The sequence below is a fragment of the Bacteroides sp. genome (assembly GCF_030151085.1).
Taxonomy (GTDB): domain Bacteria; phylum Bacteroidota; class Bacteroidia; order Bacteroidales; family Bacteroidaceae; genus Bacteroides.
The window spans coordinates 61956-75989 of the sequence record NZ_JASLER010000056.1; the positions used below are offsets into that span (position 1 = coordinate 61956).

At 41.1% G+C, this 14034-nt stretch carries 8 protein-coding genes and 1 pseudogene; all 9 read right to left on the reverse strand.

Going from position 1 to position 14034, the window contains the following annotated elements; genetic code table 11:
- Window positions 1–76: 76 nt before the first annotated feature.
- Window positions 77–2077 (reverse strand): LruC domain-containing protein, encoded by a 2001-nt coding sequence (locus Q1W14_RS11175; protein WP_300701483.1) that lies wholly within the window; start codon window positions 2075–2077, stop codon window positions 77–79.
- Between the two features lie 543 nt (window positions 2078–2620).
- A complete protein-coding gene (ilvC, locus tag Q1W14_RS11180) occupies window positions 2621–3664 on the reverse strand; it encodes a ketol-acid reductoisomerase (RefSeq protein ID WP_300701485.1) in 1044 nt (347 codons plus the stop codon).
- Window positions 3665–3712: 48 nt separating this feature from the next.
- Window positions 3713–4462 carry an acyl-ACP thioesterase domain-containing protein gene (locus Q1W14_RS11185; RefSeq protein ID WP_300701487.1) on the reverse strand — a complete coding sequence of 250 codons (750 nt, stop codon included), beginning with the start codon at window positions 4460–4462 and terminating at the stop codon, window positions 3713–3715.
- The gene (ilvN, locus tag Q1W14_RS11190) at window positions 4462–5022 is read right to left on the reverse strand and encodes an acetolactate synthase small subunit (RefSeq protein ID WP_300701489.1); all 561 of its coding nucleotides are present in this window, start codon (window positions 5020–5022) and stop codon (window positions 4462–4464) included. The genes Q1W14_RS11185 and ilvN overlap by 1 nt, the downstream gene beginning before the upstream one ends.
- A 29-nt stretch (window positions 5023–5051) precedes the next feature.
- A pseudogene (locus tag Q1W14_RS11195) lies at window positions 5052–6811 on the reverse strand (thiamine pyrophosphate-dependent enzyme).
- Window positions 6812–6853: 42 nt separating this feature from the next.
- Entirely contained in the window at window positions 6854–8656 is a 1803-nt protein-coding gene (gene ilvD, locus Q1W14_RS11200) for a dihydroxy-acid dehydratase (protein WP_300701491.1), read from the reverse strand.
- A 522-nt stretch (window positions 8657–9178) separates the two neighbouring features.
- Window positions 9179–11293: a glycoside hydrolase family 2 TIM barrel-domain containing protein gene (locus Q1W14_RS11205; RefSeq protein WP_300701492.1), complete on the reverse strand. Its 2115-nt coding sequence runs from the start codon at window positions 11291–11293 to the stop codon at window positions 9179–9181.
- Between the two features lie 55 nt (window positions 11294–11348).
- Entirely contained in the window at window positions 11349–12464 is a 1116-nt protein-coding gene (locus tag Q1W14_RS11210) for a glycoside hydrolase family 88 protein (RefSeq protein WP_300701494.1), read from the reverse strand.
- Between the two features lie 74 nt (window positions 12465–12538).
- The gene (locus Q1W14_RS11215; protein WP_300701759.1) at window positions 12539–13978 is read right to left on the reverse strand and encodes an alpha-L-fucosidase; all 1440 of its coding nucleotides are present in this window, start codon (window positions 13976–13978) and stop codon (window positions 12539–12541) included.
- Between the last annotated feature and the right edge of the window lie 56 nt (window positions 13979–14034).

Genomic DNA, 14034 nt, shown 5'->3' on the forward strand with positions numbered 1-14034 from the left:
TTAATTTAAGAAACCTCGGCGCAAGTACTTAGCGCCTTGTTAGAGTTTACATCTATTTTTCACGTCTGTTTAGTTCTTACTTCGCTCCTTTGCCTGTATTATACCAATCTTTATTTGTGGTACCTCTATCTTCCGTCCATAGTTTGAAATTCGGATATTCTCCTGCAGCATCAATTCTGGCTCTCTCTGTTGCAGGTTTAAAACCTGTAATAGGAATATCTATAGCAAAAGGATATTTACCATCTTCACTTACATAATAAGCATTCGTCTCATTCATAAGGGAGGAATTAGCAGCAGAAGTCATATCTTTTAAAGGGAGATGCACTTCAATTCTGTTTGTTGTAGTATATTCTTTTGTAATGATATACGGGTTGAAATCAGCAATTACATCATCTTGAGATAACCCCTTATTAGTCAAATCCCGTTCTACTACATAAGTGTTACCCGAAATATTTAATGCACTTTCAGTAATTACAAACGAATTAGTACCCGGTTCTTGGATTATTCCACTTGGTAATGATGTTACAGTACCGATAGTTTTGTATTGACAAGCAAAGAAATTATTTTGCAAAGCACTGCCTTTCGGATGAACCGGTTTAAAGGTTTCAACTACCTTAGTCGCTTTATTATCTTCGCCAAATGAAATCTTACGTTCATATTCTACAATTACATCATTCAAATCATAGTCACCTCCCGCAGGCCAAATGTCCTCGAAAGCAAGCGTACCAGAAATAGTCAAGTCAGACTGTCCAGGTTTAGGATCTGTAGGAGGTATTGGTTCAAGGTCACCAGCTCCCAAATCCTTTGATGTCTGAACCAAGAACATTACGTCCATATAATCATCAGGAGTAGTATTTCTAACTTGATCTTCAACACCAACAACATATAACTTCGATTTCTGATCATAAGCAGAAATAAAACGACGATCACTGCCTGTATCATCAGACATACATGTCATACGGTATTTAGAATATGCATCGGCAGCCACCGTATAGCCTATTGATTCTATAGTTTTGACATATCCATTTCTTGCACCTGCATAATCGCCACCAACGCTACCTGAACCAAAACCATTACTAATCACAAACCAACCAATTGTATATCCAGCCGGAAACTTATCCAACACATTACCTTGCTCATCAATGTACTTTAATTGAGCTGTATCTCCTACTTTAATAATACCATCAACATCAACATTCGGAAAAACAACATACTTCTTTATATTAAAGAAACTTCCAGGAGTTAATGTAGTAGAGCTTTTATAATAATAATAACCAAATGTATTATAATATGCAGCCTGCTCACCCATAAAGGTAACATTTATACCTACTCCGTCCTTTTCGGTATCAGGTATTTTTATATTTACCTGCTGCGGTTCACGAAGCAATGATTTGTTGCCGTCAATATCTCTCTGATTATTCAGATAAGCTCTTACACGCGTACTAATAGTTCCAACTTTCTCATTGGCAGCCCCGATTTGTTCAGTAGGAGTCGTAATATAACCATTCAAATTAGCAACACCATTTACATCCCAAGTTGTTAGTGAAAATGTATTATCGTCACGATCAGAGCCGTTGATTCCTCTTGCCAGCTTATAGGGAACTTTATCTGTTAACAAACCTCCTTGTATGGCACGTGTGGAAGCACCACCTTTCGTCAAGTTATAGCTAAATCCGTCTGCAGAAGCTTCCATCTTCACACAAGTCGGTAACCCAAAAGTATTCGTATACAAATAGGCTTCAGTCATTGCGGTAGGAATATTGATTTTACCAGAAAAGCTACCATCAATATTCGTGTAAGCAGCATACTTGGGAGAAATGCCCTCTTTTTTAGTCTTATAATCTAGCATAGGATTTTCATCATATACTTCAATTAAGGCTCGAAGTCCAGGAACTCCATAGTTCACGCTCAGCGCAACATCGCCTTTCAAGCTAAAGTCAAAATAGTCTTCCTTAGGAGGAAGTGTACCTTTGTCGTTGTCAGGATTATAAATATCCTTCTCACATCCTGTTACCAAACCCACCAAAATTAATGCAAATAGGTACGTAACTAAACTGCTTTTTTTCATCTGTTTCATATTATGCTAGGTTATAAAATTGAAATTGTTACAAACGTATGTATTTTTTTCTATGTATATTAAATTGTCACCACTAATTTAATAATAATTATAAAATTAAAATTATGTAAACTTATTAAATGTAATCTAATTTCCATTAAATAATACGGATAACAAATGTTAATACCGCCTTTTAGTCATATCTAGACTCATTAATACAAATCCATTAAACAACTTTTTGTCATAAAAAGCAAATATAGCCAATTTGGGCATATTACACCATACTACCATTCAATATACAACGACACTTTATATGACCTGATCATTTACTATAAATCAAAGGGTAATAAATCCCTAAAATGCATTGAATAGCCTACTTAATCTTTTCAACTATCCTCTTCTAAACAGATATATCTGAAAGAAAAGTCACGTATATATATACCAAGATTCCTTTCTATACTACTTACAGATTAAAAACAAAAAATCCGAACCATTGCATCACAGCAAATGATTCGGATAATTCTTTATTGATTCTTGTCTCTATCGGACAATCAACATCTGGATTTAGTTATTTTCCGGACGAAGTTTACGAACAGTAACAGCAGTCTGCCACATTTCGCTTTCACGCAATGCTTTCAATTCAGCATTCAGCTTCTCACGATAATCAGGTTTAGAATTGCTATCGATAGAGATCTGAGCTTCATTACCCGATTTTACACTAGCATACAGCTTCTCAACAACCGGTTTAACAGCATCATGGAACGGAGTCATCCAATCCAAAGCACCACGTTGAGCAGTAGTAGAGCAGTTAGCATACATCCAGTCCATACCATTCTTTGCAAACAATGGCATTAATGACTGAGTCAACTCTTCAACTGTTTCATTGAATGCTTCAGAAGGAGTATGACCGTTTTCACGAAGTACTTCGTATTGAGCCAACAGCAAGCCTTGAATAGCACCCATCAAAGAACCGCGTTCACCGGTTAAATCGGAAGTTGCTTCACGTTGGAAAGTTGTTTCAAACAGATAGCCAGAGCCGACACCGATACCTAAAGCGATCGTTTTATCAAATGCCTTACCTGTAGCATCCTGATAGATAGCGTAAGATGAGTTCAAGCCACGACCTTCGAGGAACATGGTACGAAGTGAAGTACCCGAACCTTTAGGAGCAACCATGATTACATCAATATCTTTTTGAGGAACTACTCCTGTACGATCACTCCAAGTGATAGCGAAACCATGAGAGAAGTAAAGTGCTTTTCCAGGAGTCAGATAAGGTTTAATTGTGGGCCATACAGACATTACTGCTGCATCGGACAATAAACACATAATGATAGAACCCTTTTCACAAGCTTCTTCAATGCCAAACAAAGTTTCACCTGGAACCCATCCGTCAGCTACTGCTTTGTCATAAGTCTTGCCCGGACGTTGTCCTACAATTACATTGAAACCATTATCACGCAAGTTACAAGCCTGTCCAGGACCTTGTACACCATAACCGATTACAGCAATTGTTTCATCTTTTAAAATCTCACGTGCTTTTTCCAAAGGAAATTCTTCGCGGGTCATTACATTTTCTGTAACACCGCCAAAATTCAATTGTGCCATTTTTTGTTTTAGTTTTTATTAGTGGCTTACGCCATTGATTAATATATATTATTTCTCTGTAAATATCACTTTAGAACGGCAAACAACCTCGTTACCATTCTTCTTCACTTCTACATCAAAAACACCTTCTCCGGCATCATCCATATAAAAAGTAAGTTCATCTCCATAATAACTCTCAGCTACGTAGGCCATTTCAAAACGACGGATGCGTTTTTCTTTGTACGTTTCTATCGGGAAGAGGTCAAGGATATGTTCAATATAGCGGATGCTGTTCACATGCCCGTTTATATCAATATCGCTATATTTAGCCTCTAATGAAGAAGCGGGTGTCGTTGAAGTAACTTTGATACGTGACGGCTTTTCAATAGGACAAGGTTCATCGCATACATAGTCTACGATGCTTCCGCTATGCAAAGTTAGCAAATCTGCCGGTTTACGGGTATTCATGCTAATCATTGCCCATACAGAACGGGCATAGCCTATTTTCTTACCATCCTTATTAATAATGGCGAAATTACGATCCGTAAACAGACGATATACATTTTCCACCCACGTTTGAATAGAGAAGTCTTCGTACTGATAGGGCATCTCATCCAGTTCAATAGCTAAACGAGATAATACCCATGTATAATTATCCTCATTCAAAGTAGCAATACCAAAGCCACGGTCACTGGCATGGAAACCGGCACAATTCAGCAGATGGTTACCGAGAACACCCATTGTCAGGCGTCCCGTAAAGTCTACATGAAAGGGTTCGGCTATAAACTTATAAGCACCTATTCTATTATTTTCATTCATTATTCTTGCTGTTTACTTTGACAATATTTAGCTTCACGATCCGCCAAATACTCATTAACACGTTCGAAGCAACTGGTGGTTATCGCCACACGTCCCGAACGAACGAATTGAAGAACACAATCCAATGCACTTAGTTCTTCGTAGAGGTTGGTTATTTCTTCGCTCATACCGTTCTTTTCTACAATGGAAAACACGGCATTAACCTCTACAATACGTGCATTGTACCTACGAATAATCTTGGAGATTTCAGGTTTTTCTTCCAGTGTAGGTGTAGTCAACTTATAAAGAGCAATCTCATGCTGATAGATCTCATCATCCGTGAAATAGTGGGCTTGCAGTACATCTATTTTCTTGGTGATCTGTTTGGTCACTTTCTCAATAGTATCTTTATCCGTCCAAGCAGTAATAGTATATTTATGTACTCCTTTGATGGAAGATGCCGATACATTCAAACTCTCTATATTAATTTGCCGACGGGTAAATACAGCTGTAACCTGATTCAGCAAACCGGCAAAGTTCTCCGAATGAACTATAATGGTATATAATGTCTTGTCACTCATAATCTTCTTTATTTATGAATCCTAAATCTTTAGCATTCCAGTAACATTTGGTTTACCGAACCACCCGGAGGTGTCATCGGCAATACGTTACCTTCCTCTATTACACATGCCTCGAGTAAGAACGGTCCATCCGTAGCGATCATTTCGTCAATTGCCTTTTTCAATTCATCACGTGTTGTTACCCGACGCGACGGAATATCGTATGCAGATGCTATCTTCATATAATCCGGATTCATCATAGGCGTGAACGAATAATGTCCATTAAAGAACATTGCTTGCCATTGACGAACATTACCCAAGAAGTTATTATTCAGCAATATCATCTTTACCGGAGCTTTCTGTTCCATAATAGTGCCCAACTCTTGCAAATTCATCTGCAAGCCACCATCTCCCATAAAGGAGCAAACCGTACGGTCAGGACATCCGAATGTAGCTCCTATAGCAGCCGGAAGGCTGAACCCCATAGTGCCCAAACCACCGGAAGTAACGATACTGCGATTTTTTGTATATTTAAAGTAACGGGCTGCTATCATCTGATTTTGACCAACATCTGTTACCAAAATTGCTTCATTATTAGTAGCTTCACTGACTGCACTCACCACCTCACCCATACTCAGAATATCTCCTGCCGGATGTAATTCAGGACGAATCACTTTTTCATCTTCCACTGCTTCATACGCAAGGAAACTATCCAACCACTCTTGATGTTTGGCAGGTTTCAATAATTTGGTTACAGCAGAGAGGGTATCTTTACAATCTCCCAGAACAGCTACATTTGCCTTTACATTCTTATCAATTTCCGCAGGGTCTATATCGAAGTGAATAACCTTTGCCTGAGTTGCGTATGTAGCCAGTTTACCGGTTACACGGTCGTCAAAGCGCATACCTACCGCAATAAGAACATCACACTTATTGGTATTGATATTAGGGCCAAGATTACCATGCATACCCAGCATACCTTTATTTAGAGGATGATCAGTAGGCAAAGCCGAAAGTCCCAATAGAGTACAACCTGCCGGCATTTCCGCCTTTTCTATGAAAGAACGGAGTTCCTGCTGAGCATTGCCCAACTCTACACCTTGTCCAACCAGTACTAAAGGACGTTCCGCACTATTTATCAAATCAGCAGCTTGCTGGATAGCTTCAGGGTCCATATCGGGAACCGGAAGATAACTACGCACATAGTCTACTTTAGTCGGAGTATATTCTGTCTTCTCTACTTGAGCATTCTTGGCAAAGTCCAATACTACCGGACCGGGACGTCCACTATTTGCAATATAAAAAGCACGAGCCACCGCCCAAGCTACATCTTCGGCACGACGAATCTGGTAACTCCACTTCGTAATAGGTTGTGTAATACCCACTAAATCAACTTCTTGAAAAGCATCGGTTCCTAAGAAGTTCGTACCAACCTGACCGGCTATCACTACGATAGGAGTACTATCAATCATAGCATCGGCAATACTGTTACAGGTATTGCCGATGCTATCACTACGATAGGAGTACTATCAATCATAGCATCGGCAATACCTGTAACAGTATTGGTAGCACCCGGCCCACTGGTTACCAAGCAAACACCTACTTCACCCGATACACGTGCAAAGCCTTGTGCTGCATGAGTAGCTCCTTGTTCATGGCGAACCAAGATATGATTCAGATTCTCCCGGTGGTCAAATAAAGCATCGTAAACCGGCATGATGCTGCCACCCGGATAACCGAAGATGGTCTTTACTCCCTGATGTTCCAGCGAACGCATCAATGCCTCTGCGCCTGTTATTATATCATTCATTTCATTATCATTTTACGAATTACAATCAAGTAATACTCTCTATTAATCAATGAGTCTTACAGCTCCTTTATCAGCCGAGCTTACCATGCTGGCGTATGCTTTCAGACTCTTTGAGACTTCCCGATTACGTGTAACGGGAGTCATTGGGCGGGCAGCCAGTTCTTCATCTGTCAGTTTGACGTTGATAGAACGCTCCGGTATATTGATTTCAATAATATCGCCATCCTTAATCTTACCGATATTACCACCGGCAGCGGCTTCAGGAGATACATGTCCGATACTCAAACCCGAGGTTCCACCACTGAAACGTCCGTCCGTTATTAGTGCGCACTCCTTTCCTAAATGGCGAGACTTGATATATGAAGTCGGGTAAAGCATTTCCTGCATACCGGGACCGCCTTTAGGACCCTCGTGCGTAATGACGACAACGTCTCCGCTGACGACTCGTCCTCCGAGAATACCTTCACAGGCAGCTTCTTGCGAATCAAACACTTTGGCAGGTCCGGTGAATTTCCAAATGCTCTCATCCACACCTGCGGTTTTTACAACACAACCATCCTGGGCAATGTTGCCTTTCAGTACGGCAAGTCCACCGTCTTTGCTATAGGCATGCTCCAGGTCACGAATACAGCCCTCAGTGCGGTCTGTATCCAATTCTTTATAATACATCTCTTGTGAACCGAGTACCAGATTAAATTTGTTAGCTGCGGCACTCTTATATTTTTTGATGGCTTCTTCAATTACATTCGGGCTGGTGATGCTATTGCGGTTAATGGCGTCCGCTAAAGTCATTCCATCCACACGACTTACTGTGGTATCTATCAATCCGGCTTTAGCCAGTTCATCCATAATAGCCATGATACCACCGGCACGGTTTACATCTTGTATGTGATATTTCTGCGTATTCGGTGCCACTTTACAAAGACAGGGACACTTACGTGAAAGCATATCTATATCATCCATCGTAAAATCGGCTTCAGCTTCGTGGGCAATTGCCAACAGGTGGAGTACTGTATTGGTAGACCCTCCCATCGCAATATCCAGTGACATTGCATTTAAGAAAGACTGACGGGTTGCAATGCTGCGAGGCAATACGCTCTCATCTCCATCCTGATAATATTTATATGCATTTTCAACAATCAGTTTGGCAGCATCTTTGAAAAGTTGCTTACGATTGGCATGCGTAGCTACAATCGTGCCATTTCCAGGCAAAGCCAAACCAAGAGCCTCGTTCAGACAATTCATTGAGTTTGCTGTAAACATACCGGAACAGCTTCCACAAGACGGACAAGCACTGCTTTCTATTTCAGCTATATCTTCATCGCTTACACTTTCGTCAGCCGATTTAATCATGGCATCAATCAAATCAATTTGCTGCCCTTTCCACTTGCCTGCTTCCATAGGTCCACCGGAAACAAATACAGTAGGAATATTCAGTCGCATAGCAGCCATCAGCATACCCGGAGTAATTTTGTCACAGTTGCTGATGCAAACCATAGCATCCGCTTTATGCGCATTTACCATATACTCTACGCTATCGGCAATAATATCACGCGAAGGCAATGAATAAAGCATACCATCATGTCCCATAGCAATACCATCATCAATAGCGATCGTATTGAACTCAGCGGCAAAGCATCCTTGCTTTTCAATTTCTTCTTTCACAAACTGACCTATCTCATGCAGATGCACATGGCCGGGTACAAATTGCGTAAATGAGTTTACTATAGCAATAATGGGCTTGCCCAATTGTTCCTTCTTCATACCATTAGCCGTCCATAATGCGCGGGCACCTGCCATGCGGCGACCTTGTGTACTGAACGAACTGCGTAACTGATGTTTCATCTTATAATTCTCCTTTTAATGAAAAAAGCCTCTCCCACTATAGTGAGAAAGGCTTCATAAATTATCTTTCAACGTACGAATACATACATAACCTTTCTCACGCTCTTGATGATAGCACCACGACGCGAATAATATGCAAAACTGCTAGGTTAATAGATGTATGTAGATTCATAACTAAATTTTTCTATCATTATTGTGCTGCAAAGGTAAGGGCTTTTTTATAAACTCCAAACAAATTGAAGAAAAAAATGAGATAAAAATGAATAATCGTAAGGAAAGCATGCTATAAAATCTTATTTTATCACTTTATATATACGAAATGTATCCAAATCATACGATTGTGAAATAAAATAAAGTATAAGCTAAGAGAATTATTAAATTGCGGTCTTCATACCACTCATTTAATAGCTCCCTCAGCTTATACAAACAAAAAATTAAACTTTATATATTAATCAGGTTAGAAAGAATTTATCATTCTACTTCGGTTTATTCTTTAATGTCTCGCCTTTTCGAATGTGAGCATCACCAACTGCCATGCTCTGTTTTATGTTCAAAGAAATCGGCTTCACGGTTACATTCACCATTATAGTTCCATTCAATTTCATCTTCATACTCTTTTCCTTGGTAGGAAACGACTGTCTTCAGGACATTCTTACCTTCGTTTAACACCACCTTATCAAAGATATAGTGCACATCAGTATAGCCTTTACGAACGTCCGCTAGATCCTGTCCGTTGAGATATACCTTCGGAGTGCCTATATTGGAATAGACGGTAACAGAGGTTTCTTTCTTCTCGCGCAACGCATTCCGGCGTTGTGTCAAATAGAGAACAGGTTCCTTGCTCCAATTCGCTTTATACCAAAAGTAGGAATCTTTTTTGATTTTTCTGTCGAAAGTCATCATACCCTTCATATTACGGGCAGCCATACTTCCTCTTTTTGATGTCGGTACTGCAAAATCAAACATGTTCCACAGATAAGACGCAATGATATAAGGATGTTGAGCGATAATACTCCACTGATATTCATGCGTTTTAGTCTGAAAAGTTTCCGGATAAAAAGGACTGGTCCAATTCAAGGCATCCCCCAGGATTTCCGTCTGATGGTTAATATTGGCATCCGCACCATATTCTGTCAGCATCAAGCGCTGCCAAGGGTATTCTTTTTCCATCTTCTCTATCCATGGCTTGATGTCCTTTATCTTTTTCTCGTACCAACCGAAATAACGGTTCATACCTTGTATATCTGCATTCTGATTAACGGGGTGGTCTGCATGACCGTAACCGTTGACTGACACTGTATATCGGTCAGGATCTTCCAGTTTGCAAAGGTCGTGAATAGACTGCGTAAGTGCCGCAGTATATCCGTGCGGATGATACACCTCGTTATGAATTCCCCACACGTAGATAGAGGGATGGTTAAAACTTTGGCGAACGAGTTCACGCATCTGTTGATGCGTATTATCCCACTCTTGTCCGGTGACACGGTTCACGAAAGGAATCTCTGCCCAAATAACCAGTCCCAACGTATCACAACGCGAATAGAGGTATTCGGACTGCTGATAATGGGCAAAACGGACGGTAGTTGCACCGATGTCCATAATCTGTGCCAAGTCAAAATCGTGTTCCTTGTTGGTAAGAGCACTGCCCAACTCCCACCAGTCCTGATGACGGGTTACACCATACATAGGATATTTCTTTCCATTCAGGAAAAAACCTTTACCTGCCACCGCTTCATATTTGCGAAGTCCCAAAGGCTGGACGACTTCGTCTATTACGCGTCCGTTCTGCACGAGGCGAGACACTACTTTATACAGATAAGGGTCTTCACGTCCCTGCCATAAATGAGGATTGCTCAGTTTGAAGCACGAGGAATAGTTTTGTACGCCTTGAGGAGTAAGTTCAAAGGACTGGCTATGCTTTTTCACCAATCTGCCATTCCTATCATATACTGCATTCTCCAGTTCCATCGAAGCAGGAACCAGCGTTGCATTATCTACTTTCACCTTTACAGTTACTTCGGCAGATTTCTTTGAAACATTCTTTTGAGTGATATATACGCCGGAAGAAGCATAGTCGTTCACTACGATATTACAAGGTTCTGTTATTACAAGCCACACAGGACGATAAATTCCCCCATAAACGCCAAACAAGATATGATTAGTAGGAATAACATCCGGTCGTGAAGCATTATCAGCCTTCACTAGAATTTCGTTCTCCTTACCGAACTTCACTTGCGAGCCAATCTCACATACGAAAGCAGAATAAGCTCCCTTATGCGTTCCGACCAAGTAACCATTGACATAAACTTCGGCACACGAGCCCACACCTTCGAAACGAAGAAAGACGCGTTTACCTGCCATGCTTTCAGAGAAAGTACACTTCTTGCGATAGTAGCCTACGCCTTCATAGAAAGCAGATACTTTCTTTTGCATATCATCCGCATTCCAAGTATGAGGGATAGCCACTTCCTGCCAATCGGCATTCCACTTCTGTGCGGTCTGCATAGCATCTTTGGAGAACGGACCTTTCTTAAATTCCCAACCACTGTTGAATGAGGTCACTTCACGTGCATCCACCTTAACGGGCATAACTAACATCCACAGAACAACCAATATAAAGATTGTATTATTTTTCATGTTCAGATAATTGATTTATCCATATTTCCTTCAATAATTATCAATAGACAAGCTACTATTTATCAAGCATCTTATAAATTTGGCATCCGGATAACAGAAAAGCACCTACTCCATACACCTCGGTCATATCTCTCGTCACCTTACGTGGATCAGCGCCTATCGGCTGCACATAACCCAGTTTACCATCAGAATCCACCGCATCCACCAATGCTTTCCAACCTTTCTCGATAACCGGCATGAACCTCGTTTTGTCGAGCAATCCCGTATTCACACCGTATGTTAAGGCATAGACTATAAAACCGGTGGCACTTGTTTCAGGCGACAGATAAGATTCCGGATCCAGCAAACTGGCATGCCAATATCCGTCGGGGCTTTGCAGACCGGCCACGCGAGTAACTAATGTAACAAACAAGTCTTGATAAAAGGCACGCGAAGGTTCGTCTTTGGGAAGTGCCTGTAGGATTTCTACCAATCCTCCCAATACCCAACCGTTGCCACGCCCCCAAAACACTTTTTCCCCATTGGCTTCATGCTTGGCAAAATACCGACAATCGCGATAAAACAGATGCTCTTTCTTATCGTACAAATAATCATAAGTGACCTTATACTCTTTATCCAAAAAATCCAAGTATTTCTTATCCTTGGTCAGCGCATAGAGTTTAGCATATACAGGGGGAGCCATAAATAATGCGTCACACCAAGACCAACGGTCCAAAGTCTCCAATTTACCATAATCCAATTCCAAAGTAGTTTCAGCCGGATTTTCTACCACCCAGTTGGCACGTGCCATCACGGGAGCAATCATCTTCTTATTGCCATATTTAAGATAAAGGTCGATAAAAGGCTGTCCTACGGCAATAAAATCGGCATGATACATCCACTTTCCTACTTGGAAATGATTACGTCGTCCAATACGGAGCAACCACTGACAATAGGAATCATCGCAGTCTTCTTTCTCTGTCAATTCCGCCCAATCCAGCATACCCATATACAAGGCGGCATGTGTCCAGTCTAAATCGTCGTGTTCGGCTCCCTTGTTAGGATTGGCAATCTGCCAGTCTGCCACGCGTTTCATAATTGATTTTATTGCAGCTTTATCAAAGTGTGGCTGTGCAGCAATTTGCATTACAGCTAGTAAGAAGAAAGAAGTAAAAAGGAAAAACTTCTTCATAACAATTACATATAATTAAAAAGGTTAGAATTTTCAATTTAAAGATTAGAGACAAAAACGACATCAATTAAAAATCAAGTCAGTGCATCACGGTATTTATCTGAAACACTTGCATCTTCTTCTATCTGTAACGTAATAACGAAAGGAGCACCCGGATCTTTTGCAGGCATATCCACATTATATTCGTTACGGGCAATTTCTTTCAATGCCACTTCTTTCCCGTTCAATACAATTGCCTTTGTGATTTTGGTACCCTTCGGCGTTTTTACAACCAAATGTTTGGAGTAAGGGGGATTGAAGACAACCATATATACCTCTTTACCTTTACGGGTGTAATACCCCCAGAACTGTTTGTCCCACCCAGCATAGTCACAGCCATAAATACACTTACCATTTTCCTGCATCCACTTACCGATAACATCAGCCAGTTCCTTCTCTTCCGAACGAAAGTCACCGTCGGCTTGCGGTCCGAAGTTAACAACCATGTTTCCTCCCATAGAAACGGCATGTACAATGCGTTCCAACACTTCCAGAGGAGTCTTCACATAACTTATAGACCAATCTTTGTGATACCCCCATTGATTTTCGGGAACAGTCATACATGCTTCCCAATCCCAACGGGTCACCTTCAAGTCTTTTACCGGATCGGGCAGGCGGCGTTCGTAGCCTGATTCATAGTCGCCCATCAAGTGACCGTTGCTGTCGAAATGCCGCTTGCCATTATCATCGGCACGCAAGCGGCTGTTAATCGTCACACCCGGCAACATATCCTTCAACATCCGTTCCACATGAGCTGTCCACCAACCGTTCTTCTTGATACTGGCATCCCAAGTACCGTCAAACCAAAAGTCTTTTACGGTAGGATAACGGGTGGCAAGTTCTTTCAACTGATTGTCCGTAAATTCAAGGAAGCGGGTAAAAGCGGTTTCATCTTCTTCCGACTTGATGTCATACCTGTAATCCGGATGGCTCCAATCCATCACCGAGAAGTAGAAATGAACATCAATGCCTTCCTCGTTATAGGCTTTTACCAATTCGCCCAATATATCTTTCTTATAAGGTGTTTGTGCTACTGTATATTTGCTGTATCTACTCGGCCACAAGCAAAAACCCTCATGATGTTTAGTCGTAATTTTCACATACTTCACTCCCATCTTCTTAGCCATCTTCGCCCACGCTTTGGCATTAAATTTTTCAGGATTCCACTGGTCCATCAGTTTCAGCCATTCGTCAGCAGGTACTTTGGCCCATGCTTTCAGCCATTCAGCTGCTCCATTATACACTTTTCCATTCCATTCTCCTGCCGGAATGGCATAAAGTCCCCAATGTATGAAAGCTCCCAATCTATTGTCGCGAAATTGCTGCATGGCACCATCTGTACGTTTTCCTAAACGGTCGGCACCATACTTTAAGGAAACTTCCTGGTCGGCAGGCAAAACTTGAGGTTCTTTTTGAGCAAAGGCGCCCACAGTCAATAAAGAAAGTAAAACTGTTATCTGCAAGGTTCGTTTCATGCTATTAAATTTAAATGTTTCGGCAAAGAAAGCCAATTCCACACTCAGCGTCTTGC

What these genes read in the sequence shown, in the direction of transcription:
- Q1W14_RS11175 (WP_300701483.1), bottom strand. Translation starts at nt 2,077, where the DNA reads ATGAAACAGATGAAAAAAAGCAGTTTAGTTACGTACCTATTTGCATTA.
- ilvC (WP_300701485.1), bottom strand. Translation starts at nt 3,664, where the DNA reads ATGGCACAATTGAATTTTGGCGGTGTTACAGAAAATGTAATGACCCGC.
- Q1W14_RS11185 (WP_300701487.1), bottom strand. Translation starts at nt 4,462, where the DNA reads ATGAATGAAAATAATAGAATAGGTGCTTATAAGTTTATAGCCGAACCC.
- ilvN (WP_300701489.1), bottom strand. Translation starts at nt 5,022, where the DNA reads ATGAGTGACAAGACATTATATACCATTATAGTTCATTCGGAGAACTTT.
- ilvD (WP_300701491.1), bottom strand. Translation starts at nt 8,656, where the DNA reads ATGAAACATCAGTTACGCAGTTCGTTCAGTACACAAGGTCGCCGCATG.
- Q1W14_RS11205 (WP_300701492.1), bottom strand. Translation starts at nt 11,293, where the DNA reads ATGAAAAATAATACAATCTTTATATTGGTTGTTCTGTGGATGTTAGTT.
- Q1W14_RS11210 (WP_300701494.1), bottom strand. Translation starts at nt 12,464, where the DNA reads ATGAAGAAGTTTTTCCTTTTTACTTCTTTCTTCTTACTAGCTGTAATG.
- Q1W14_RS11215 (WP_300701759.1), bottom strand. Translation starts at nt 13,978, where the DNA reads ATGAAACGAACCTTGCAGATAACAGTTTTACTTTCTTTATTGACTGTG.